Origin of the sequence: Williamsia sp. 1135 (assembly GCF_002095395.1) — a bacterium.
GTDB lineage: Bacteria > Actinomycetota > Actinomycetes > Mycobacteriales > Mycobacteriaceae > Williamsia.
This window is the reverse complement of sequence record NZ_MJEI01000067.1, coordinates 26,968-48,883: the sequence shown is the minus strand read 5'-3', so window position 1 is coordinate 48,883 and position 21,916 is coordinate 26,968. Positions and strand designations below refer to the sequence as shown.

The 21,916-nt window shown below is 64.5% G+C and carries 26 protein-coding genes; 10 read left to right on the top strand and 16 right to left on the bottom strand.

The features are described 5' to 3' along the window. The 4 genes from BFL43_RS05025 to BFL43_RS05010 form a co-directional block, all read left to right on the top strand. Positions 1-1,971: MMPL family transporter (locus BFL43_RS05025; protein WP_084890734.1), on the top strand; the 1,971-nt coding region annotated here is incomplete at its 5' end. Positions 1,972-1,999: 28 nt separating this feature from the next. Beyond that, positions 2,000-2,296 carry a DUF2892 domain-containing protein gene (locus BFL43_RS05020; RefSeq protein WP_143694995.1) on the top strand — a complete coding sequence of 99 codons (297 nt, stop codon included), beginning with the start codon at positions 2,000-2,002 and terminating at the stop codon, positions 2,294-2,296. Then, positions 2,269-2,679 carry a DUF302 domain-containing protein gene (locus BFL43_RS05015; RefSeq protein ID WP_084889826.1) on the top strand — a complete coding sequence of 137 codons (411 nt, stop codon included), beginning with the start codon at positions 2,269-2,271 and terminating at the stop codon, positions 2,677-2,679. The genes BFL43_RS05020 and BFL43_RS05015 overlap by 28 nt, the downstream gene beginning before the upstream one ends. A 30-nt stretch (positions 2,680-2,709) precedes the next feature. Continuing rightward, positions 2,710-3,312 (top strand): DsbA family protein, encoded by a 603-nt coding sequence (locus tag BFL43_RS05010; RefSeq protein ID WP_084891352.1) that lies wholly within the window; start codon positions 2,710-2,712, stop codon positions 3,310-3,312. Positions 3,313-3,423: 111 nt separating this feature from the next. Here the strand turns inward: BFL43_RS05010 and BFL43_RS05005 are convergent, their stop codons facing one another. The 6 genes from BFL43_RS05005 to BFL43_RS04985 all read right to left on the bottom strand — a co-directional run bounded on the left by BFL43_RS05005 (position 3,424) and on the right by BFL43_RS04985 (position 8,947). Continuing rightward, positions 3,424-5,418, bottom strand: coding sequence for a site-specific integrase (locus BFL43_RS05005; RefSeq protein ID WP_084891350.1), 1,995 nt, complete (start codon positions 5,416-5,418; stop codon positions 3,424-3,426). A gap of 434 nt (positions 5,419-5,852) precedes the next feature. After that, a complete protein-coding gene (locus BFL43_RS05000; protein ID WP_206186616.1) occupies positions 5,853-7,016 on the bottom strand; it encodes a site-specific integrase in 1,164 nt (387 codons plus the stop codon). 73 nt (positions 7,017-7,089) lie between these two features. Then, positions 7,090-7,638: an RNA ligase family protein gene (locus tag BFL43_RS04995; RefSeq protein WP_276206090.1), complete on the bottom strand. Its 549-nt coding sequence runs from the start codon at positions 7,636-7,638 to the stop codon at positions 7,090-7,092. Between the two features lie 121 nt (positions 7,639-7,759). Next, positions 7,760-7,948, bottom strand: a complete 189-nt coding sequence (locus BFL43_RS04990) for a hypothetical protein (protein WP_084891346.1) — start codon at positions 7,946-7,948, stop codon at positions 7,760-7,762. Positions 7,949-7,950: 2 nt separating this feature from the next. After that, positions 7,951-8,097, bottom strand: coding sequence for a hypothetical protein (locus BFL43_RS28815; RefSeq protein WP_168176531.1), 147 nt, complete (start codon positions 8,095-8,097; stop codon positions 7,951-7,953). Between the two features lie 490 nt (positions 8,098-8,587). Continuing rightward, complete coding sequence (locus BFL43_RS04985) at positions 8,588-8,947, bottom strand: Rv2640c family ArsR-like transcriptional regulator (RefSeq protein ID WP_084891344.1); 360 nt, start codon at positions 8,945-8,947, stop codon at positions 8,588-8,590. Positions 8,948-9,044: 97 nt separating this feature from the next. Between BFL43_RS04985 and BFL43_RS04980 the strand changes: the two genes are divergently transcribed. Beyond that, complete coding sequence (locus BFL43_RS04980; RefSeq protein ID WP_084891373.1) at positions 9,045-9,524, top strand: ArsI/CadI family heavy metal resistance metalloenzyme; 480 nt, start codon at positions 9,045-9,047, stop codon at positions 9,522-9,524. A 71-nt stretch (positions 9,525-9,595) separates the two neighbouring features. Here BFL43_RS04980 and BFL43_RS04975 read toward each other — a convergent pair whose 3' ends face one another. The 8 genes from BFL43_RS04975 to BFL43_RS04940 are packed head-to-tail and all read right to left on the bottom strand — an operon-like array spanning position 9,596 to position 15,867. Further along, positions 9,596-10,006: a low molecular weight phosphatase family protein gene (locus BFL43_RS04975; protein ID WP_084891342.1), complete on the bottom strand. Its 411-nt coding sequence runs from the start codon at positions 10,004-10,006 to the stop codon at positions 9,596-9,598. A gap of 40 nt (positions 10,007-10,046) precedes the next feature. Continuing rightward, the gene (arsA, locus tag BFL43_RS04970) at positions 10,047-11,834 is read right to left on the bottom strand and encodes an arsenical pump-driving ATPase (protein WP_084891370.1); all 1,788 of its coding nucleotides are present in this window, start codon (positions 11,832-11,834) and stop codon (positions 10,047-10,049) included. Positions 11,835-11,836: 2 nt separating this feature from the next. After that, positions 11,837-12,235, bottom strand: a complete 399-nt coding sequence (gene arsD, locus BFL43_RS04965; protein WP_084891372.1) for an arsenite efflux transporter metallochaperone ArsD — start codon at positions 12,233-12,235, stop codon at positions 11,837-11,839. Positions 12,236-12,260: 25 nt separating this feature from the next. Next, positions 12,261-13,235 carry a thioredoxin-disulfide reductase gene (gene trxB, locus BFL43_RS04960; protein ID WP_084891340.1) on the bottom strand — a complete coding sequence of 325 codons (975 nt, stop codon included), beginning with the start codon at positions 13,233-13,235 and terminating at the stop codon, positions 12,261-12,263. 42 nt (positions 13,236-13,277) lie between these two features. Further along, on the bottom strand, positions 13,278-13,694 hold the full coding sequence (locus BFL43_RS04955) for an arsenate reductase ArsC (RefSeq protein WP_084891338.1): 417 nt from the start codon (positions 13,692-13,694) through the stop codon (positions 13,278-13,280). Between the two features lie 50 nt (positions 13,695-13,744). Beyond that, the gene (locus BFL43_RS04950; RefSeq protein WP_084891336.1) at positions 13,745-14,395 is read right to left on the bottom strand and encodes an arsenate reductase ArsC; all 651 of its coding nucleotides are present in this window, start codon (positions 14,393-14,395) and stop codon (positions 13,745-13,747) included. Then, positions 14,396-15,490: an ACR3 family arsenite efflux transporter gene (gene arsB, locus BFL43_RS04945; RefSeq protein ID WP_084891334.1), complete on the bottom strand. Its 1,095-nt coding sequence runs from the start codon at positions 15,488-15,490 to the stop codon at positions 14,396-14,398. Further along, positions 15,487-15,867, bottom strand: a complete 381-nt coding sequence (locus BFL43_RS04940; protein ID WP_084891332.1) for a metalloregulator ArsR/SmtB family transcription factor — start codon at positions 15,865-15,867, stop codon at positions 15,487-15,489. Before BFL43_RS04940 ends, arsB begins: the two co-directional genes overlap by 4 nt. 211 nt (positions 15,868-16,078) lie before the next feature. Between BFL43_RS04940 and BFL43_RS04935 the strand changes: the two genes are divergently transcribed. From BFL43_RS04935 to BFL43_RS04915, 5 genes are read left to right on the top strand one after another with little or no spacing between them, the layout of a single operon-like run. Beyond that, the gene (locus BFL43_RS04935) at positions 16,079-17,035 is read left to right on the top strand and encodes a PstS family phosphate ABC transporter substrate-binding protein (RefSeq protein WP_240498064.1); all 957 of its coding nucleotides are present in this window, start codon (positions 16,079-16,081) and stop codon (positions 17,033-17,035) included. An 11-nt stretch (positions 17,036-17,046) separates the two neighbouring features. Further along, a complete protein-coding gene (gene pstC / locus BFL43_RS04930) occupies positions 17,047-17,991 on the top strand; it encodes a phosphate ABC transporter permease subunit PstC (RefSeq protein WP_084891329.1) in 945 nt (314 codons plus the stop codon). Position 17,992: 1 nt separating this feature from the next. Next, the gene (gene pstA, locus BFL43_RS04925) at positions 17,993-18,910 is read left to right on the top strand and encodes a phosphate ABC transporter permease PstA (protein ID WP_084891327.1); all 918 of its coding nucleotides are present in this window, start codon (positions 17,993-17,995) and stop codon (positions 18,908-18,910) included. A gap of 23 nt (positions 18,911-18,933) precedes the next feature. After that, positions 18,934-19,842, top strand: coding sequence for a phosphate ABC transporter ATP-binding protein PstB (gene pstB, locus BFL43_RS04920; protein WP_084891368.1), 909 nt, complete (start codon positions 18,934-18,936; stop codon positions 19,840-19,842). A 6-nt stretch (positions 19,843-19,848) separates the two neighbouring features. Continuing rightward, positions 19,849-20,604 carry a winged-helix domain-containing protein gene (locus BFL43_RS04915; protein ID WP_084891325.1) on the top strand — a complete coding sequence of 252 codons (756 nt, stop codon included), beginning with the start codon at positions 19,849-19,851 and terminating at the stop codon, positions 20,602-20,604. Between the two features lie 11 nt (positions 20,605-20,615). Here the strand turns inward: BFL43_RS04915 and BFL43_RS04910 are convergent, their stop codons facing one another. After that, entirely contained in the window at positions 20,616-21,476 is an 861-nt protein-coding gene (locus tag BFL43_RS04910; RefSeq protein ID WP_240498063.1) for a low molecular weight phosphatase family protein, read from the bottom strand. Positions 21,477-21,556: 80 nt separating this feature from the next. Next, on the bottom strand, positions 21,557-21,916 hold the full coding sequence (locus BFL43_RS04905; protein WP_084891323.1) for a metalloregulator ArsR/SmtB family transcription factor: 360 nt from the start codon (positions 21,914-21,916) through the stop codon (positions 21,557-21,559).

The following is a 21,916-nucleotide window of genomic DNA, read 5'->3' as shown; positions in this document are numbered from 1 at the left end:
GGCTGGCAGGCCAACGGGTCGGAGTCGGTGCAGGTGCGAGAGCTGGCGCAGCAGCACTTCGGCGGCAACTCATCGGCTGCGGTGCAGGTCGTCATCCACTCCGACCGCGACACCATCGACAGTCCGACGATGCAGGAAACCATCGCGAATGCGACGGCTGTTTTCGTAGATGATTCTCGGTTCGGCGATGTCGTGCCTCCACAGCCGGGGATGACGATCAGCCGCGATCAGCACACCGGCATCCTGATCGCCGGTGCGAACGCGAACACCGATGACATGGTCCGGGCCGTCGACGAGGTCAAGGGGGAGCTCACCGAACTGTCGCGCGATGGTGTCGAGGTGTATCCCACGGGCGCCTCTGCCCTGTGGAGCGACTTCAACAAGGCCAATCACGACGCGATGATCAAGGCCGAGCTGTTCTCGTGGCCAGTGACTCTGGCGATCATGGTGTTGGCGTTCGGTTCGCTCGTGGCAGCGGGTTTGCCGCTGCTGCTGACGATCGCCGGCCTCATCGCGTCAGCCGGCGGTCTGGTACTTCTCAATCAGGTCACGCCGATCTCGGTGTGGGCCATGAACTTTGCAATGATGTTCGCCCTCGCACTGGGAATCGACTACGCCCTGTTCATCGTCTCCCGATTCCGGGATGCCCTCAACAACCACACCAACAAGACCCACGCGGTCGCCGAAACTATGGACACCGCCGGTAAAGCCGTGGTGCTCTCGGGTCTGACCGTGCTGGTGAGCCTGTCGGCGGTGTTGCTGGTGCCCGCTCCTGCGGTGCGGACGATGGCCGTGGGCATCATGCTGGCGGTGACGTTTGTCCTCGCGGCCACGTTGACGTTGCTCCCGGCCACCCTGGGTGCACTGGGTCCGAAGGTGAACGCCGCGGCGCTCCCGTACGCCAAACGCCAGCAACACCGTTCGCCGCTGTTCGAACGCTGGGGCAAGATTCTGCACAACCACCCATGGCCGTTCGCGCTCGGATCGCTGGCCGTGCTGATCGCGCTGGCCATCCCGGTCATCGGCCTCAAGGTCGCCATGCCCTCGATCTCGGTGGTCCCCGAGGAGGCACCCGTGCGCCAGGGATACGAATTGGTCCAGCAGCAGATGGGCGAGGGCGCCCCCGGCATGCTCCAGATCGTCGCACCCTCGGCCCAGGCACAGCAGGCTGCCACCGCAGCTGCACAGACACCCGCAATCAGCATGGTCACCCCGCCGCAGCCGGCGCTCGACGGCACCGACTACGTGATGATGCAAGCACTGCCCGCAGTTGATCCCTCCGATGCCCAACTCGGCGCCATCGTCGATGACCTGCGTAGCGCACTTCCCGGGAATGCGCTGGTCGGCGGCGCCCCGGCCGAGAACCTCGATCTGCAACAGGCTCTGGGCGACTACTTCCCGCTGATCGTCGGTATCATCTTGGTTCTCGGGTTCGTCCTGCTCCTGGTCTCACTGCAGGCCCCACTGATCGCATTGATCGGCACAGTCGTCAGCCTCCTGTCGACTGCGGCTGCGTTCGGTGTCGCCAAGCTCATCTTCCAGGACGGCCACCTGTCCGGGCTGCTCGGGTTCACCCCGCAGGGCTTCCTTGACGGCTGGGGGCCGGTGTTCTTCTTCGCGATGATCTTTGCCATCGCCATGGACTACACCGTCTTTCTGCTCGCCACTGCAAAAGAACACTACGAGCGCACCGGCGATGCCGACACTGCACAGATCGACGGCATGGCTCACTCGGGACGAATCATCTTCGCCGCCGCGGCGGTGATGGTCGCAGTGTTCTTCACCTTCGCACTGGCAGACCCGTTGCCACCCAAAGAGATGGGCATCATCCTCGGTGTGGCTGTACTGCTCGATGCGGTACTCATCAGGCTGATGCTGCTGCCCGCCCTACTCCGCCTCACCGGCCGGGCCGCATGGTGGTCACCGACCTGGCTCCGCAAGATCCTGCCCGCGATCTCGTTCTCCCACTGAATACACCACCAGAAAGGCCTACGACCCGATGAACAGACGAACAACCGCACCCACGTGGACCGTCGAACGAGCAGTGCCACTCCTGGCAGGATTGATGATTCTCGCGAGCCTGGCCCTGGCCACCAGCGTCTCGACCTGGTGGCTGCTGCTGACCGCCTTCGTAGCACTGAACCTGCTGCTCTTCGCCGCCGTCGGCTGGTGCCCCGGCCAGCCTGCTCATGCACCGCCTCGGACTACCGCGCCGCGCCGAACTCCACTAGATCCGAACACGAAACCCCACCCGGAAGGAAAGCTGTTATGTCACTGTCCATCTCCACCGTTCTAACCGTCCCGTTCGACGAGGCGGTCGCACGTACCCGTGCCGCATTGTCCGAGCAGGGTTTCGGGATCCTCACCGAGATCAACGTCAAAGACACCCTGAAATCAAAAATCGACGTGGACATGGAAAATTACCTGATCCTGGGTGCCTGTAACCCACCTTTGGCGCACCGCGCACTGGGGGTCAATCGGCAGATCGGACTACTTCTGCCGTGCAACGTCGTGGTCCGCACCGACCCTGCCAATCCATCGAACTCGATCGTCGAAGCCATGAATCCCGACCTGATGGTTGAGGTGTCCGGGGAAGCTGAACTCGAACCCGTGGCCACCGATGCATCAGCCAAACTCACCGCCGCTATCGCTGCGCTGGAAGCCGCAGCATCCGCTTGAACCCAACAGTCCGCACTTGAAGGAGTAAAGATGAGCGCAGTGACGTTCTATTTCGACCCAGCATGCCCGTTCGCCTGGGCCGCGTCTCGGTGGCTTGTCAACACCGCGCAGCGCCGCGACATCGAGATCGATTGGCGGCAGATGAGTCTCGCGGTGCTCAACGAGGGCACAGATGTTCCTGAACGGCAGCGGCACCACGTCGAAGTCTCTCAGCAACTGGGCCGTGTCCTGGCCGCCGCCCATGACCGGGCCGGCGACAGCGCACTTGGACCGCTCTACACCGCCCTGGGCCAGCGGGTGCACCAGCAGGGCGCCGACGTCACCACAGCGATGGTGGCCCAAGCGCTCACCGAGAGCGGCCTCGATCCCCAGCTCGCCGACAGCCTCGACGACTCCACCTACGACAGTGCAGTGCGCGTGGCACACCAGCAAAGCCAAGACAGCCTCGGCGACTCCGGTGGTAGCCCCATCATGTGCATCGACGGCCAGTGCTTCTTCGGGCCAGTACTTACCGCCATTCCCGATGACCACGACGGGGACCAGCTGTTCGACGCCCTGCAGACGCTGTCGGCAACAAGCGCCTTCGCACAACTGCAACGACCACACAGCGGACCGCCGACGTTCAGTTCCTGAGACCGTTCGCGGTAACGCATCGGCGCAGCGACGGAAAACGGGGCACCGGACTAGGCATGCCTCACGTCCGGTCCTGGCCGCAGCTAGCCGCACAGTTGCCGCGCGGAACTGCTAAGCGGGGGCGCCGACGCCAGGAAGCCCCAAAGCAGTTGTTTTCGTAGCTGAGAGACGCTCAAGATCGGTGCGCTTGCGGGCCAAGAACGACAGGGTAAGGGCGATGCCCTCGACCTCGCCGATCCATCCCTTTGTCTGGGCAATGTCTCGGCGGGCATGCAGGTCTGTTTCGAGTTCGTTGAGTCGGTCGAGCATGTCCGGGCTGACGTGCAGCATCGGGCATCGGATGCATGCATGTTCATGTGCACAGGGCGTGCCGTAGGGCCGCCCGCAGGTCCCGAGTTCGACTTTACGTTTGTCGAAATGTTCTTCGAACTCGCCCCATTCCTCGGGCGTGACGGGGCGGTATTCCTCGGAGTTACGTTGTGCCCGGCGGCGTTCGAGGTACTGCTGGTAGTGACGGACCACGTCCTCGTTGAACACTGCGACGTAGCCGCGGGTTGTTTGCAGATTGGTGTGACCGAGCAGGGCGGCTCCGATGTGGATGGGAAGGCCGTTGTTGACGAGTTCGGTGGCGAACAGTCGCCGTAGATCGTGGGGGGTAAAGCGCAGTCCCTCGAATTGGGGGTGCTCGGCAGCGACGTCTAGGCAGATGCGCGCGAGCGCATCGTTGAGCCATCCGACGCTGTTGCACCGCGCCACCGGTCCCTGCGAGTTCTGAAATAGATACGGCAGGGCTGGTCCGACTGTCGATTCGTACGGGTCCCATCGTTGCAGCGCCGGGATTGTGCGGCCGCTGGAGGTGTGCCGGCCGATGATGGCGGCGACGATGTGAAAGAGCTCCGCCGACATGGGGATAACTCGTTCGCGATCGCCTTTGGATGGTGCAATCACCAGGAGTGCGACTACTTCGCCGCCGGGCCGGGTGTATTGGCGAACGCTCAGTTGGGTGAGTTCGAGGAGCTCTTCTTGCCGAACTCCTGCCAGGCGCAGCACTCCGAGCAGCGCCCAGTCCCAGAAGGCGCGGTCCTCAGCCATCTGGAGATTGAGGATGTCGCCGGTGCGATGGCTACGGACGCGAACCCGGGCGGCGCCCGAGCGGTCAAAGTCTTTGTGTTCACGGTCGGTGGCCACTCGAGTGAACCGCGCGCCGACGTGCTCGAAGGTTTCGTCAATCGCCGCGGCGCTCGCCCGAGTGAGGAACTCGAGCGTGGCCTGCCGTTCCCGCTCGACGTGCGCGGTCATCGCAGGCAGCATCGGCTGACGCTCGCGGGTGCGGTTGGCGATGCGCTCACTTTGCCGGCGCCGTTCCTGGCTGTACCCGGATGTCGCGGACGCGGGGAGCGGGCAGGGAGCGACCCACTGCGCCCATCGTTCCGGTTCGATCGCCGACCAGCTTTGCAGGTCGAGGTAGAGTGCGCGCACCGTCATCAGGATGTTGTGAAGATCGGTCCGCGGGTGGGTACCTGCCGGTGTTCGAACAACCGAGACGTCCTCAAGCCACAATGCGTACGTGGCGGGGCTCAAGTGCAGATCCTGCTGGCCCGGGGATACTCGTTCGACGGTCTTCCAGAAGGTTGATGCCAATGTCCGGGACAGGGCTTGGAGGGTGTTGTGATCCATCCCTTCGCTGCTGCGGTGCCGGAGATAGTCGATCAGCAGGGTGCGTACACCCTGATTGCTGAGGTGGTATTGGTCGACGAGCTGCTCGACAGATCGGGGCCGGCGGGCGCGCGCCAGCGCCAGAGTGCTTGGCGTCCCGGGCCCGAAATGGCCCATCCTGACCAGGGCCTGCCACGCGAGATGCACACCAGGACGCTCCGCGTAGGCCCTGTCACCGCAGGCGTCCATGTGAGCTCGCGCGTAGAACATCAGGGCTTCGGGCGTGAGGTCGACCAGACCAATTTGCTGGCTGGTCAATGCGAAACACAGTTCGTTGCGAGCCTTGTTCCGCTGCATCACTCGCGCATCGATGCTGCCCAACTCCACGTAGAAGGCGTCGAGTAGTGGATCTTTCTGCGCCGGCCCGAACGATGCGCCGTACTGGGCCATCGTCGAATAAACGCAGCGCGACCACACTGGGAGAGATCACCCGCAACGCGGATAGGCTCTTCATGCCGTCGACATGTGAGCCGCTCTTCATAGCTCCGTGGGTGATATCGGTGATGGTGCGATCGCCGGAGTCGAGCCCGCTCATCACCCACCGCTCCTGCCACGTCTCACCAGGCAAGGTCGCCAAATAGTTGGTGAACATGCGGATAGACAAGGACCGCTTCTGTCTCGTGGACTTCGCCTGCGGCCAGGCGTGCGTCGCCGCTTCTGTCAGTTCAGCCGCTCCTGCGGCAGACAGATCCCCGAATGGGGCAGGCAGGTTTGGCATCGCGGGGGCCGGCGTGGTTGTCGTCGGTGCAGGTGGATGCCGAAGGCACTCTGTCAAATCCGGCAGAGGGCGGCGACGCGTCCGCGAGGTGGTCGTGCCTCGTGATCTAGTCACCGAACACCACCGAGAAGTCGGCAGCGTCGTAGTCCGCGTGAAGATGCAGCGCGGGGGTTGGTCGAGCGTAGAACGCAGCCATGGTCTCGACCATCTCTTCCATCCGGGGGACGGTGTAGCGGCTGGTGGTGCGCAGATCAGCATGGCCGAGGACCGTTTGCACCTCAGGAAGGGTGAGCGTTCCGTCGGTTGCCATCCGGACCGCCGCGGTATGCCGCAAGTCATGCAGAGTCCAGTTCGTTCCTAGGACTACGTTCACGCGTTGGAAGACGCGTCGTGCAGCCGAATAGCTCAGTGCACGTTCAGGTTTCCTCAGCGTCCGCCACAGCGGGGCAGCAACATCGGGGTTGGTCGCTGTGTGAACATACCCAGCCAGCCACAGGAGCGCTTCGGGCGACACAGGAACCGGGCGCCGCATCCGGGTGCCCTTGGATATCACCCATATCCGTTGATGGTCCCAGTCCACATCACCGTTTGTCGCGCCTAGCAGCTCTGAGGCCCGGGCGCCGCTGCTGACGAAACACAGCAGCAATGCACGGTCGCGAGGACCGCGTAGAACCTCGAACAGCTCGGACCACAATGAATCGGGTATCGATCGAGGTAAGGTGTCGGCCGTCTTCTGCCGCAACCGCGCCCGACGGTGGCGTTGACGAGATTCGATCGGGCTGCGGTGGGCCAACGCTCGTCGTCGTTGTGGGGACTGCGGCACCGGGTTGAGAACGGGACCCTGCCCGGAATGCCCATGGAAGGCGTAGAACTGGTAGGTCGCAGCAAGTGCAACGTTGATCGTCGACGGGCTGTATCCCAGCGCGAGTTCAGGCTTGCCAGTCTTGAGATTGACTGCCCCAGCCACGTTCGTCGACGCGGGCGACCGGCGACGTTGAGGATTGCTGGCACTGCGCAGCCAGCCGACCATCGCGGCCACATCGGACTCGGTCGCATGATTCCAGCTGACACCCAGAAACCAGAGAACGCGAAACCACGTAAGGAGTGAATAGCAGTAGGCGCGAACCGTTCTCGTGCTGCGATCGCACATCACCAGGTCTCGAACCCACACGTCAATCGCATCGACTCGAGCTCCGTCAGCATCAGCGACCCCGTACGGCACCACAGTCGAGCTATCCGAGATGACCGAACCGATCCGAGGCAGCTCCACGACACCATCCATGAGTGCATACCGTTCATTCGACGCTTCTGCGTCCATGTTGCCCCCAGGATTAGGTCGAACCCTAGCCCGTTACGGCTCTCCTGGTGCAGTTAACTCTCCAGGCGGGGGAGCGCCGGCCGGGCTGGTAGGTCGAGGTGACTCTTTTGGTCACAATGCCTTCTAGGCCATGTTCTTTCGCGGTGTCGAGCATGGCCTGGATGTCGACGTTCGTCCAGAACGGTGGAGTCTGTACGGACTTGCCCGACAGTGCCAGCTCGTCGAGGATCTCGCGGCGCTCGAGATAGGGCAGACGAGTGGTGTCCTGCCCGTCCAGCTCCAAAATGTCGAACACATAAAACTGCGCCGGCGTGGCCGCCACAAGCTGGCCTGTCGGCTTCTGTACGTGCATGCGCCGCTGTAGGCGGCTAAACGAGGGTCTGCCCTTGGGGTCCAGGGCCACGATCTCACCGTCGAGGACCGCCGAGCGCCCATCGAGGATGTCCGGAATGGCCGCCACCAACTCGGGGTAGCTGCTGCTAAAGTTGTTTGAGTTCCGACTGAACAAACGCGTTGTCTCCGAGCGGTTTTCGGCGATGCAGCGAACTCCGTCCCACTTAAATTCCACCGCCAACCCCTGAGATCCTCCTTGTGGAGGTTCTCCCAGGGTGGCGAGCATGGGGGAGGGGGCAGGCGGCATGGGTTCAGTGTGCCCGCCGCGGTGAACCCCAAACGAGCTTCCGGGGCAGGGTCGATCAGACGATGATGGTCACTCCGCCCGGACCGAAGTGGCCCTGGGCGGCAGTGATGGCGGCGAGCGCCGAACCGTAGCTGACGGGGGAGTGCTCGGCCGCTGCCCGGCCATCGCCGGGGCGAGAGGTCCAGGACCACTGCCCGTCGCCGGCGAGCTGGTGCACATCGACCCGCACGTCGGAGCCGCCCACCGTCAGGTCTCAGCCTTTTCATCGACAGGTGCGGGAGGCATCTTCATGATGATGACGTCATCACTGCCGATGTAGCGGTAGCCGTACGCCCCTGTCGAGAGCAGCACGAGTCCAGGTTGACCCTCGTCGGGTTCAGGTGGGTATGGCATACCTCAAGTCTCACATGCCCGCCCGACAACACCGCCACAGTCGTTGGTCTGGCCCTGGCGGTGTCTGGCCGTAGCATCGCTGCTGCGGAGGAGTTGAAGGCTCATGTGAGGAGTCCAGCGTGTTCGACGACCGCCATCCGCCCTCTCGGTGTCCGAACGGGCACCAGCTCGGCCCCAACAGGGTGCTGGTGGGCTGGGACAGCCTTCGCCGGCCGCCGTGCCGGTCCTGGACCTGCCGCACCTGCTGGGCCGTGGTGCACGCGACACCCCAAGAGAAACCAGCTGTCATCCATCCGCACGGACTATGAACCAAAAGGCAAGGTGCTGCCGCGGCACTCGGTAACCCGACTACCTTGCCCTCGACATGGTGCTGGTGACGTCAGTCAGTTCGAGGCCAGGAGGCGAGCTTTTGACGAGCAGATACTGGCGTGCAGCCGTCGCGGGTCCTGTCCAACAAGTTGGTAAACGACTCCTCGCGACACTGCGGTGGCTAGCGGCAGCAGGTTGGGTCCAAGACCTGCCGCAGCGCTTGCAGCGCGTCGGTGTGGGCACGGTAGAAGACGTTCATGCCGCGACGTTCGGGGTGGACCATCCCGGCTTTCTTGAGCTGCCCGAGATGGTGGCTGACGGTCGGTTCAGAGAGCCCGACGGCGGCCGCGAGGTCGCAGGTGCAGACTTCGCCCGCGTCGTCGGTGAGCAGGATGGACATCAGTTTGATCCGAACCGGATCCGCCAATGCCTTCAGCCGCAGCGCCACCTGTAGGGCCGCGTCGTCATCCATCGGGGAGGCCGAGACGGGTGCGCAGCATATGGGTGCGGTCATGTCGATCACCGGCAACGTCTTGGGCATGGATCCGATCTTACGCACGGTATTGACATATGTCGAAGAGGTCGGCACTCTGGGTGGTGACGGTAGTTCGATGTATGTCTCACAGGTGGAGGTAGTTATGTCCCGTATGCAGTTGGCGCTCAATGTCGACGATCTTGATCAGGCGGTCGAGTTCTATTCGAAGTTGTTCAATGTTGCTCCGGCCAAACGCAAGCCGGGTTATGCGAACTTTGCCGTGGCCGAGCCGCCCCTGAAGCTGGTGTTGCTGGAGAACCCGGGCCAGGGCGGCACCATCAACCATCTCGGGGTGGAAGTGGAGTCCAGCGACACCGTGCATTCGGAGATCGCCCGGCTCAGCGGCGAGGGCCTGTTCACCGAAGAAGAGATCAACGCGACGTGTTGCTTCGCCACCCAGGACAAGGTGTGGGTGACCGGCCCGGCCGGGGAAAAGTGGGAGGTCTACACCGTGCTCGCTGATTCCGATACGTTCGGCACCACCCCGAAGTTGTTGGAAACCAACCATTCTCCGGCCGAGGAATCGGGATCTGCGTGCTGCGGGACCACAGAGTCCGCGCCGGTCGACGCTGCTGCCCGCTAGGGGCACTGGTACGAGAGCAACTGTGGCGGGCACCTGTGGGGGTGCCCGCCACAGGTATGTGTCCTGGCGGTTTAGGTGGTGAGGCGGGTGTGCAGGTCAGTGACCCGTCCGGCGATGTCGTCGCGGACCAGGCGCATCCGCTCGATGCCGTCGATGCCGCGTTCGGAGGGCTCGTCGGTGTCCCAGTTCTCGTAGCGGGGCCCGTCGACGACCGGCGGCTGGGCTTCACGGCCGAGGGTGACCACCACGTCCATCTGCGCCAGCAGGTCAGGATCAATAGCCCGGGGTGTGTTGGCGGAGATGTCGACGCCGACCTCGAGGAGCGATTGGGCAGACAGTGCGTTGATGGTCGAGCCGGGAGCGGTGCCCGCAGACTGTACGTCGATCGAGTCGCCGGCGACCTTGGTCATCAGGCCGGCCGCCATTTGCGATTTGCCGCCGTTCTTGACGCAGACAAATAGAACACGAGGAGTCGAACTCATGGTGACAGGCAATCCTTTTCGGTGTTGAGGGTCTCGGGGGTCAGAGGTGGATTGGTGTAGGGACGTGAGGTGTCGATGCCGCTAGGTTCTCCAGTGCGCTGATGCCGACAGGCTCGGCGGGCAGCATCGGGATGACCGCAACACGGTCATGGGTGGTGGTGATCGCCGCGATCTCGTCGAGTTCGGCGGCCGCCCGCCGGGCCAGTAGCGGGGACGTGGGGTGTGCGGCAGCGAGCGAATTGTTGATGACCCACGCCCACGGGGTAATGCCGGCCCGCTGCAGATCCTGCTGCAGGCCCTCGGCCTCGAGGCGCGGGGTGGTCTCAGCCAGCGTCACCAGCAGTACTTTCGTCTCGTCCGGGTTTTGCAGCCGCATCATGGGGGTGGTGAACGAAGTCTGCTCGCCCATCTGCCGGGCGATCTCACGGTGATACGAACCAGTCGCGTCGAGCAGCAACAGGGTGTGCCCGGTGGGTGCGGTATCGACAACAACGAAGGTCCGCCGTGATTGGTTGATGACCCGGGAAAAGGCCTGGAACACAGCCACTTCCTCAGTGCACGGTGAGCGCAAATCTTCGGCCAGTGTGGCTCGGCCCTGTTCGTCGAGGTGCGCACCTTTGGTGGCCAGCACCCGCCGGCGGTACTGCTCGGTCGCCTCGGCAGGGTCGATGCGCGAGACCGTCAGATTGTCCAGATGTCCGGTCAGGGTCTCGGCGAGGTGGGCAGCGGGGTCGGTGGTCGTCAGATGCACCTGGTGGCCGCGGCTGGCCAAGGCCACCGCGATCGCCGCGGCAACGGTGGTCTTGCCGACCCCACCTTTGCCCATACACATGATCAGCCCGTGGCCCTGAGGCTCAAGCTCGTCGATCAGCGCTGACAGCGGTGCGGCGTCGACGTCGGCGGCTGGCGCTGGCTCGAGCTGCTGATCACTGCTGGCAGGGCGCAGCAAATCCGTGAGGGCGCCCAGTCCGACGATGTTGGTGGGTTTGAGTTCGATGTAGTCGACCGGCAACGCCTGCAGCTCACGGGGGAGATGGGCGATGGCCCGTTGCTCGCGGTCGAAGATCGCTTGAGCCAGAGGGTCATCGACGTCCGGGCGTGGCAGGACGCCGTTGATGACCACGTGTTGGGTGGTCAGTCCGATAGCGGCCAGTTCGGCGTGGGTGCGGGCGATTTCGGCCAGGGTGGAGCGCTGAGCGCGGGCCACCAGGACGAGCCGGGTGCGGGCGGGGTCGGCCAACGCAGCAACCGCGCCGGCGTACATGCTGCGCTGCTTCTCCAGCCCGGACAGCGGTCCGAGGCAAGAGGGGTCGCCTTTGCCGTCGTCGAGGAACTCGGTCCACGACCCGGGCAACTGGAGCAGGCGGATGGTGTGCCCGGTCGGTGCGGTATCGAACAGCACGTGATCGAACCCGGCCAGGGCAGCACCGTCGTCGGTGAGCAGGGTGGTGAACTCGTTGAACGAGGCGATCTCGGTGGTGCACGACCCCGACAGCTGTTCGGTGATGGTGGCCAGCTCAGCCTCGGGGAGCAAACCTCGGACCGGTGCGATGATGCGTTCGCGGTAGGCGGCCGCGGCCTGCTCGGGATCAATCTCCAACGCTGACAGTCCTGGTACTGCGGGGATGTCGGTGATGGTGTTGCCGATGGTCAGCCCGAACACCTGACCCACGTTCGACGCCGGATCCGTACTGACCAGCAGCACCCTTTTACCCGCACCTGCCAGGGTGATGGCTGATGCGCAGGCGAGGGAGGTTTTCCCGACCCCACCTTTGCCGGTGAAGAACAGAAACCGGGGCGCTTCGTTGAGGAACTGGAGATGCGACACGGTCAGCAGCAACCGGACTCGGCGTCGCTGTTGGTACTGCAGCAGCTGCTGGTGTCGGTGAGCGTCAGCAACCCGGCGGTGGGCGCAGCGGCCTCAGGGGCGGGCAGGCCGGCCCAGGTGGCGAGCTGGCTTCGCGTCGGGTAGGTGCCGGTCATGGCCGTCACTCCGTTGACCAATGCCAGTGGCAGGCCTTGCGATCCGGTCAGCTGTAGGAACGCTGTGACTGGTTCGCGCTCAGCGAAGGCCATCGGCTCGCTGGCCAGATTGAATCGGGTGATGTCGGCGCCCTGGCTGCGAAGCCAGTCGATGTCGGCGGAGAAGGTGATCAGGGCTTGATCGACGTCGTCGCCGCACACGCCGGTGGCGCAGCACAGTGCTGGTTCAAAAATCTCGATACTCATCGATGTCACGCTTTCTAGATGGGGGTCAGGAGACGGTGGCGGCGACCGGGGGTACGGAGTTGGTGGTGGTGTCTGCGCGGTCGGCGAGCCAGCGTTCGGCGTCGATCGCTGCGGCGCATCCGGTCCCGGCTGCGGTGATCGCTTGCCGGTAGGTGTGATCGACCAGGTCTCCGGCGGCGAACACCCCGTCGATGGAGGTGGCGGTGGTGGGGGATTGCACCTGCACGTAGCCGGCGTCGTCGAGATCGATCTGGCCGGCGACCAGGGCGCTGCGCGGGTCGTGCCCGATGGCCACGAACATGCCTGTCGCGGCCAGGGTGGTGTGCTCGCCGGTGATCGTGTCGCGGACAACCAACCCGGTGACACTGCCCTCACCGAGGACCTCGATGGGTTCGGCGTTGGTGAGGAACGCGATCTTGGGGTTGGCTTTGGCGCGTTCGAGCATGATCCGCGATGCCCGGAACTCGGTGCGGCGGTGGACCAGGGTGACGCTGCGGGCAAAGCGGGTCAGGAAGGTGGCTTCTTCCATCGCCGAGTCGCCGCCGCCGACGACCACGATGTCCTGGTCCCGGAAGAAGAACCCATCACAGGTCGCGCACGCACTGACCCCACGGCCCAGGAGTTCTTGTTCGCCGGGAATGTTCAGGTAGCGGGCCGCGGCGCCCATCGCCAGGATCACCGCATGAGCCTGGTAGGCAACTCCGCCGGCGTGGGCGGTCTTGATCGGCCCGCGCAGCTCGAGCTGGTCGACGTCCTCGGTGCGGATGTCGGTGCCGAAACGTGTTGCCTGCTCCCGCATCTCCTCCATCAACTCCGGGCCCATGATCCCGGCGCGGAAGCCGGGGAAGTTCTCCACCTCGGTGGTAGTCATCAGCGCCCCACCGAACTGGGTGCCTTCGAACAGCAGCGGTGCCAGTTCGGCGCGGGCGGCGTAGATCCCGGCGGTGTACCCGGCAGGGCCCGAGCCCACAATGATCAGATCGTGCACGGTCGGTGTCATTGTTCTCCTGGTTGAACAGTCATCAGGTTGAGAGTTCGTTGATCAGCGGGTGGTGGGCTGGGAGGTGAGCTCGGCGATGAGCGCCTCGACGCGGGTCTTGATCTCGTCGCGGATGGGCCGGACCGCCTCGACCCCTTGACCGGCGGGGTCGTCGAGGACCCAGTCCCGGTAGCTCTTGCCGGGGAAGATCGGGCAGGTGTCGCCGCAGCCCATGGTGATCACCACATCGGAGGCCTGCACCGCGTCGGTGGTGAGGATCTTCGGGGTCTGGGCGGTGATGTCGATGCCCTCTTCGGCCATCGCTTGCACCGCTGCGGGGTTGATGCTGTCGGCGGGGGCGCTGCCGGCGGAGCGGACCTCGATCGCGTCGCCGGCCAGATGGGACAAGAATCCGGCAGCCATCTGTGAGCGGCCGGCGTTGTGCACGCACACGAACAGCACGCTGGGAGTGGTGGTCATGGGTCGAGAACCTTTCGTCAGGGAGAAATGCAGAAGGGGTGGGAGCGGGTTCAGGCGGGAACAGCAGTCAACTGTCGCAACAACTCTTGGACCCGGGTGTCGAGGTCATCGCGGATGGCGCGGACCACCTCGAGGGATTGTCCGTGGGGATCGTCGAGGGTCCAGTCCAGGTAGCGCCTGCCCGGGTAGATCGCGCACGCATCACCGCATCCCATGGACACGACCACATCGGCCGCGGCGACGACATCATCGGTGAGCGGCTTGGGATACTCGGTGCCCAGGTCCAGACCGATCTCCGCCATCGCTTCGACCACGACCGGGCTGATGGCGCCCACCGGTGCCGAGCCCGCCGACCGCACATGCACGCGGCCCTTGGCGTAGTGATCGAGCAGGGCGGCGGCCATCTGCGAGCGGCCGGCGTTGTGCACGCAGATGAACAGCACTTCGGGCACGTCTTTGGGTGCGGCGCCGGTGGATTGGGCCAACGCGGACAGGCGGTCGGTGGCGAACCGGCCCGCCAGCGACGGAAGGTGGTTGTAGATCGTCGCGGTCCGGCGCAGCGCCGTGTAGGACTCGAAGACGTAGCGTTCCACCGTCTGCGGGGAGAACACACCTTCGTACTTGTCGGCTAGGGCCTCGGCGGTCCGGGACAGCAACGCTTGGGGCATCAGCAGTTCGGGTTGGGCGCGGTGCTCGGACATCTAAGACTCCTTGGTCACAGACGAGATGGCAGAGGGTGCCGGGGTGAAACGCTTACGCAGAGCCAGAGAGACGTACACCAACCCGACCAGGACCGGGACCTCGATGAGCGGGCCGACCACACCGGCGAGGGCTTGCCCGGAGGTGACGCCGTAGGTAGCGATCGCGACGGCGATCGCGAGTTCGAAGTTGTTGCCCGCCGCGGTGAACGCGAGGGTGGTGGTGCGCTCGTACCCCAACCCCATCACCGCTCCGAGGGCGTAGCCGCCGCCCCACATGACGGCGAAGTACACCAGCAGCGGCAGCGCGATGCGCACCACGTCCCAGGGTTTGGAGGTGATCTGGTCACCTTGCAGTGCGAACAGGATGACGATGGTGAACAGCAACCCGTACAGCGCCCACGGGCCGATGCGGGGCAGGAACTTCTCCTCGTACCAGGTGCGGCCCTTGGCTTTTTCGCCGTAGCGGCGGGTCAAGAACCCAGCCAACAGTGGGATGCCCAGGAAGATCAGCACGGACTTGGCGATCTGCCATGGGGAGGCGTCGATGGTGGTCTGTTCCAGGCCGAGCCAGCCCGGCAGGACCGAGAGGTAGAACCAGCCGAGCACGGCGAACATGACGACCTGGAAGACCGAGTTGATCGCCACCAGCACGGCTGCAGCTTCACGATCACCGCAGGCCAGGTCGTTCCAGATGATGACCATGGCGATGCAGCGGGCCAGTCCGACAATGATCAGTCCGGTCCGATACTCCGGCAGGTCGGGCAGCATGACCCAGGCCAGGGCGAACATCAGTGCCGGCCCGAGGACCCAGTTCAGTGCCAGCGACCCGAGCAAGAGTTTGCGATCGCCGGTGACGGTGTCGAGGCGGTCGTAGCGAACCTTCGCCAGGACCGGGTACATCATGATCAGCAACCCGATCGCGATCGGCAGCGAGATGCCATCGATCTCGACTGCGCTCACCACATCGTCCAGGCCCGGAATCATCCGGCCCAGCAGCAGGCCGGCGACCATGGCCACGCCGATCCACACCGGCAGGTAGCGGTCCAGGGTGGAGAGTTTGCCGACAACGGCCGGCTGGTCCGTGGTGGTACTCATGCCGACACCTCGTCCGAGGGGGCCTGCAAAGCAACGGCAGGCTCACCCAGGACAGCGGAGAGCTGTTGCAGGGCCGCGGGAATCACCCAGTAGTACACCCAGGTGCCGCGGCGCTGGCAGTCCAGCAGGCCCGCCGACCGCAACACCTTCAGGTGGTGGGAGATGGTCGGCTGAGACAGATCGAACGACTCGGAAATATCGCAGACGCACGCCTCACCACCTTCGTGGCTGGCCACCAAACTCAGCAACCGCAGACGTACCGGGTCGCCGAGAGCTTTGAACATCCGGGCCAGATCGCCGGCCCAGTCCTCGGTCAGCGGCTCGCGCACTAGAGGGGAGCAGCACGGAGCGTCAGGCTCCACCTGTTGTTTCGACATACGTCTATATTGACGGTGATCGATTCTGCGGTCAAGTGAACTCCTGGCTAACGACAGTGGTCACCCCAACCAGTTGCATAGATGGCGATCTATTTGTCATGTGGGCGCCCGGCCCCGTTCACCCTGAATGCATATAGACCGCGTTCTATACGTCTGGTGCGGGGCGCGAGTCCGCCCGGCGGATGCTCATCAACAGAGAAGGAACAATCACGTGTTTACACTTCCCAGGCGCGTACTGGTAGCGGTCGCGGTGTCGGGTGTAGTCCTTGGCAGTGCGGCGTGCGGTGGCCAGGATTCGGGTGGCTCGGGCGATGGGATCAGCGGCGAGGTCAGCGTGGACGGTTCCTCGACGGTCGAACCGCTCAGTTCTGCTGCGGCCACAATGTTTCGCGATGAGGAGGCCGGGGTCAATGTCACGGTCGCCACCTCGGGAACCGGCGGCGGGTTCAAACGTTTCTGCGCCGGTGAGACCGATATCTCTGACGCCTCCCGTTCGATCAGCAACGAAGAGAAGGCTGCCTGCGAGGCCAAAGGCATCAAGTACACCGAGATCGTGATCGCCAACGACGGACTGTCGGTGGTGGTCAATCCCGGCAACGACTGGATCGATTGCCTGACCACAGCCCAGCTGGCCACCATTTGGGGACCGGGATCGGAAGGCAAGGTTACGAGCTGGAACCAGGTCGATCCGTCCTTCCCGAACGAGAAGCTCGACCTGTTCGGCGCGGGTACCGACTCGGGAACCTTCGACTACTTCACCGAGGCCATCAACGGGGAAGAGGGCGCGATCCGCACCGACTACACCCCCTCCGAAGATGACAACCTGACCGTGCAGGGTGTCAGCGGATCGACTGGCGCACTGGGCTTTTTCGGTCTGAGCTACGCCGAAGAGAACGCGGACGCGGTCAAACTGGTGGGCGTCGACAACGGCAGCGGCTGCATCACCCCCAGCAAAGAAACCGTGCAGGACGGTACCTACGCTCCGCTGGGCCGGCCGCTGTTCATCTACGTCAACAACGCCAGCTACACCGACAAGCCCGGCGTGCGGGCCTTCGTCGACTTCTACGTCGCCAATGAAGAAAAGGTTGCCGAAGACGCCCTGTTCATTGACCTGACCGACGAGCAGCAGCAGACCGCGCAGAAAGAACTCGCCAGCCTCGTCGGCTGAGCGGCACGGCCATGAGCACCACTACTGTCCTGCCGCAAGGCTCCCCAGATATCGAGCCCTCGATCCAGCGCAGCTCCAATCGCCGCGGCGAGCAAGTGATTCACGGTGTGTTGCGGCTGTGTGCCTGGTTGTCCATCGCGATCACCGTCGGGATCGTCATCTCATTGCTGATCCCGGCGCTGAGCTTCTTTCAAGACGTCTCGGTCTGGGAGTTTTTGACCGGGACCCGGTGGGCGCCGCAGTTCGCCAATCCCTCCTTCGGTGTCCTGCCGCTGGTCACCGCGACGCTGTGGACCACGGGGATCGCGCTGGCGGTCGCGGTGCCGTGTGGGTTGGGGGTGGCGATCTATCTCGCCGAGTACGCCCGCCCGCGGGCCCGTAAGATCCTCAAACCGATCCTGGAGCTATTGGCTGGAATCCCGACGGTCGTGTTCGGGTTCTTCGCGCTCTCGTTCGTCGCGCCGACCATCCTCAAAGGTTGGTTGAACCTGGAGGTGGGGACGTTCTCGATCCTGGCCGCTGGCCTGGTGATGGGTGTGATGATCATCCCGACCGTCGCCTCGTTGTCCGAGGACGCCATGACCGCTGTGCCGCAGGCACTTCGGCAAGGATCGTCCGCGTTGGGCGCCAACCGGATGCAAACCTCCCTGCGGGTGGTGTTCCCGGCCGCCTTGTCCGGGATCGTCGCGGCCATCGTCCTGGGAATCTCGCGGGCCATCGGCGAAACCATGATCGTGGCGATCGCCGCCGGCGCCCGTCCCCAGATGGTCACCGACCCCACCATGGAGGGCGCCACCATGACCGGCTTCATCGCCCGCATGGCGTTGGGTGATGCCCGCGTGGGGTCACTGGAATACAACACCCTCTTCGCGGTGGGCCTGCTGCTGTTCGTGATGACCCTGGTTGTCAACGCCGTCAGCATCCAACTCGTCCGCCGCTTCCGCCAGGAGTACTGACATGGCCATCACCACCCCCGCCCGCCCCCAGCCTGCGCGCGAGCACACCCCGATCCCCACCGGATCACGCAGCAAAGAACGCAGTCCCGCCGCCCTGATCTTCCTGATGTTGTTGTGGCTCAGTCTGTTCATCGCCTTCGCTACCTTGGTGGCGTTGATCGTGACCACTTTCGTCGAAGGCGCCGGCCGCCTCGACACCGGGCTTCTCACCGAGTACCCGTCCTCGCGGCCAGATGAAGCCGGGGCGCGTCCGGCGATCCTCGGATCGCTCTGGGTCATCGGCACCACCGCGATCCTGGCGATCCCGCTGGGTATCGCCGCGGCGGTCCACCTCGAGGAGTTCGCCGACAAACGGCACTGGTTCAACAAGTTCATCGAAGTCAACATCCAGAACCTGTCCGCGATCCCCTCGATCATCTACGGCATGCTCGCGATAGGCACCCTGGCGCTGATCGGTGTCGGCAACAAAAACATCGTCATCGGCGGCGCGCTGGCGCTGGCGTTGCTGATCTTGCCGGTCATCATCATCTCCACCCGCGAAGCCCTGCGGTCGGTGCCGCGGGAACTGCGGCACGGCTCACTGGCTTTGGGATCAACCGAACTGCAAACCGCGTGGCGGATCACCCTGCCCTCCTCGATCCCCGGCATCGCCACTGGCACCATCTTGGCGCTCTCGCGAGCGCTGGGGGAGGCCGCCCCGCTGCTCCTGCTGGGAGCCCTGGTGTTCATTTCCTTCGACCCCAACGGCCTGATGAGCGGCTTCACCACCATGCCGATCCAGATCTACGGATGGACCAACGCCCCCCAGGCCGGTTTCCACGAGCTCGCCGCCGCCACCTCCATCTTGCTTGTGGCGATCCTGCTCGTGATGAATGCGCTGGCGATCGTCATCCGCAACCGCTACCAGCGTCGCTGGTGAGCACCAACAGAAAGCCTTCCACCATGAACAGCGCCACCCCCGGATCCACCGACATCACCACGGCAACCGAGACCGCCGCCGACGCTGACACGGCCACGCCGATCTCCACCCGCCCCGCGAACTTCCTGAACCGGCGGCTGCCCACCAACCCCTTCCAGGTCCTCGAATGCACCGACGTGCACGTCTACTACGGCGGTTTTCAGGCCGTACGCGGGGTGTCGATGCCGTTCGCGCACAACGAAATCACCGCCCTCATCGGCCCGTCAGGGTGCGGCAAGTCGACCATTTTGCGCTCGCTGAACCGGATGAACGACCTGGTCGACGGGGCCCGCGTGGAAGGGCAGGTCCGCTACCGCGGACAAGACATGTACGGCAAAGGTGTCGACCCGATCGAGGTACGCCGACGGATCGGGATGGTCTTCCAAAAGCCCAACCCGTTCCCCAAATCCATCTACGACAACATCGCCTACGGCCCCCGCGTGACCGGCATGAACGTCGACTCCATGGACGAGCTCGTCGAGCAGGCACTGACCCGCGCCGCCCTGTGGGATGAAGTCAAAGACAAACTCAAACAGTCCGCCTACGGCCTGTCCGGCGGACAACAACAACGCCTGTGCATCGCCCGCACCATCGCCGTGCAACCGGACGTCATCTTGATGGACGAACCGTGTGCCTCACTCGATCCCATCGCCACCATGCGCATCGAAGGGCTGATGACCGAACTGCGTGATCAATACACGATCATCATCGTCACCCATAACATGCAGCAGGCCGCCCGCGTCGCGGACCGTACCGCCTTTTTCACCGCCACCGTCGACGACACCACCGGCGACCGCACCGGGGAACTCGTCGAATTCGACCTCACCAAAAAGATCTTCGAAAATCCCGCTGACCGGCGCACCGAGGACTACATCACCGGCCGGTTCGGCTAAACCGCCATGACGATGACCGCCGATGCGCGCCCGGGCCGCCGCCTCGTACCGGCCTGGGTACGCGCGAATGCCGGGCCCGGGTCGGTCGTGCTCCTTGATCCCGACGAACAACCCGCGGCCGCGCTCGCCGACCGGCTGCGCTCGCTCGGCGTGCACGTACGGCTGTGCCAGGACCCGGTCCACGCCGCCGCGATCCTCGGATTCGAAGGCATTGCCGTGGTAGTCGTCAACGCCTCGATCGGCGCCGAAGCGATGCGCCGGTTCGTGGAAATCGTGCACGGAAAGCTCAATGTGACAGTGCTGTTGGCCTACAGCCCCTGCCAGATCACCGACATCGGCCCCGCGGTCCTGGCCGGTGCCCGCCCCCTGCTCGCGTTGCCGTATGACCCAGCCAGCTTTGTCGCAGCACTCAAACAAAGCGCCACCCCAGCCCCGCCGCCACCGGTCATCACCGTCGCAGGCTTGGTCCTGGACAGGGCCAGCTACAGCGCCTCGATAGACAATCACCGACTCGGGCTCAGCGCGTTGGAGTTCGAGCTGCTGCTCGAGTTCGCCTCGCACCCAGACACAGTCATCACCCGAGAACGGTTCGCCCAACGATTCTGGCCGGACTCTGCGGACCCAGACGGCACCATCATGGCCGCCGTCAAACGCCTCCGCCGCAAACTCGACGCCCACGGCATCGGGCACGCCATCAGCACCGTGCGCGGCGTCGGCTACCAGCTGGTGTCGAGCACCCTGCGCGCACCGATCACCGGCTGACCCCGCAGCGGTCAGCAGACGTCGAGTTCGCGGACCAAACCCTGCACACGGGTGGAGATGTCCTCCACGATGCGGCGAACCTCACCGGCCGGACGCCCTACCGGGTCGGCGACCTGCCAATCGACGTACCGGCGACCCGGGACCACCGGACAGGCGTCCCCACAACCCATCGTCACCACCACCCCCGATGCACGCACCACCTCGCTGGTCAGCGGCCGGGGAAACTCGGTCAACCCCGCCACACCCCGGCGCACCAACTCCGAACGCACCACCGGATCCACCCGCGCCGCCGGCAACGAACCCGCCGTACGCACCCGCAACCGATCCCCGGCGACCGACCGCATCAACGCGGCCGCGATCTGCGAGCGACCTGCGTTGCGCACACACACGAACAACACATCACGCCGAAAATCATGATCAGCATCTGCTGCCTGCACCAGGGCAGTGAGCCGCTCGGCAGCGAACCGGGCCGTGAGCGCCGGCAAATGCACACGCACCGTTGCCCGCGACGCCAGCAACTGGTAGCTATCCATCACGAACTCCGAAATCGTCTCCGGCGCAAAATGGTCGGCATACTCCCGCGCCAGGTCCTCAGCGATCCGCCGCAACAACCGACCATGATCACCCGGATCAACCCCCGCGGCCGACGCGGCCGTATGACCGACCGCCGATCCACCGAAGCGCGCCAACGCATCTGCAGACGGCCGATAGCGCACGCCATCGACAATCAACAGACCGACCCGCGCCATCACCGCCAACTGTGCCGCGAAACGATCACTATCGCCGCCGGGACCGGCGAGGCCGGCCGCGGTCACCTCGGTGTCCGAACTCAAAATCAACGCCAGCAACTCAAGCCGGTCGGGGTCAGCCATGGCCGCGATCTGCGCGCGCCGACGATCGTCATAGCCCACCATCTACTGCCGTTCAGCGAACGTCGACGCGTGCGGCCCGATCAGCGCAGCAGATCGGCGATCGCGTCCAGGCGGGTAGGCACGATGTGGTACCAGACCTCTCGCCCGATCGGCTCGCGCGCGACCACACCTGCCTCGGTCATCACCTTGAGGTGGTGCGAGACCGTCGGCTGCCGCAACCCCAGAGCCAAGGTCAGTTCGGTGACCCGGGCCCGCTGATCGGCGCTCGTGTGAATGAGACTCAGAATCTGCAGCCTGGTCGGATCCGAGACCACCCGCAACACCGTTGCGGTGTCCTCGGCCTGGGCCCGGCTCAGCGCCGCACGGACCGGGAAATGGACGGTACCCGCCGCAGCAGAATCGACGGAAGGTGTCGATTCGCTGCCGGTCGCCGATGCCAT

Coding starts and splice junctions, on each gene's coding strand:
- BFL43_RS04905 (WP_084891323.1), bottom strand. CDS start 21,916: ATGGCATCGGCGACCGGCAGCGAATCGACACCTTCCGTCGATTCTGCT.
- trxB (WP_084891340.1), bottom strand. CDS start 13,235: ATGACACCGACCGTGCACGATCTGATCATTGTGGGCTCGGGCCCTGCC.
- BFL43_RS04950 (WP_084891336.1), bottom strand. CDS start 14,395: ATGTCCGAGCACCGCGCCCAACCCGAACTGCTGATGCCCCAAGCGTTG.
- arsB (WP_084891334.1), bottom strand. CDS start 15,490: ATGAGTACCACCACGGACCAGCCGGCCGTTGTCGGCAAACTCTCCACC.
- BFL43_RS04985 (WP_084891344.1), bottom strand. CDS start 8,947: ATGCCCAAGACGTTGCCGGTGATCGACATGACCGCACCCATATGCTGC.
- pstB (WP_084891368.1), top strand. CDS start 18,934: ATGAACAGCGCCACCCCCGGATCCACCGACATCACCACGGCAACCGAG.
- BFL43_RS04915 (WP_084891325.1), top strand. CDS start 19,849: ATGACGATGACCGCCGATGCGCGCCCGGGCCGCCGCCTCGTACCGGCC.
- BFL43_RS04975 (WP_084891342.1), bottom strand. CDS start 10,006: ATGAGTTCGACTCCTCGTGTTCTATTTGTCTGCGTCAAGAACGGCGGC.
- BFL43_RS04910 (WP_240498063.1), bottom strand. CDS start 21,476: ATGGCTGACCCCGACCGGCTTGAGTTGCTGGCGTTGATTTTGAGTTCG.
- BFL43_RS04940 (WP_084891332.1), bottom strand. CDS start 15,867: ATGTCGAAACAACAGGTGGAGCCTGACGCTCCGTGCTGCTCCCCTCTA.
- BFL43_RS05015 (WP_084889826.1), top strand. CDS start 2,269: ATGTCACTGTCCATCTCCACCGTTCTAACCGTCCCGTTCGACGAGGCG.
- pstA (WP_084891327.1), top strand. CDS start 17,993: ATGGCCATCACCACCCCCGCCCGCCCCCAGCCTGCGCGCGAGCACACC.
- BFL43_RS05010 (WP_084891352.1), top strand. CDS start 2,710: ATGAGCGCAGTGACGTTCTATTTCGACCCAGCATGCCCGTTCGCCTGG.
- BFL43_RS04980 (WP_084891373.1), top strand. CDS start 9,045: ATGTCCCGTATGCAGTTGGCGCTCAATGTCGACGATCTTGATCAGGCG.
- BFL43_RS05020 (WP_143694995.1), top strand. CDS start 2,000: ATGAACAGACGAACAACCGCACCCACGTGGACCGTCGAACGAGCAGTG.
- BFL43_RS28815 (WP_168176531.1), bottom strand. CDS start 8,097: ATGCCATACCCACCTGAACCCGACGAGGGTCAACCTGGACTCGTGCTG.
- pstC (WP_084891329.1), top strand. CDS start 17,047: ATGAGCACCACTACTGTCCTGCCGCAAGGCTCCCCAGATATCGAGCCC.
- BFL43_RS04955 (WP_084891338.1), bottom strand. CDS start 13,694: ATGACCACCACTCCCAGCGTGCTGTTCGTGTGCGTGCACAACGCCGGC.
- BFL43_RS05005 (WP_084891350.1), bottom strand. CDS start 5,418: ATGGCCCAGTACGGCGCATCGTTCGGGCCGGCGCAGAAAGATCCACTA.
- arsD (WP_084891372.1), bottom strand. CDS start 12,235: ATGAGTATCGAGATTTTTGAACCAGCACTGTGCTGCGCCACCGGCGTG.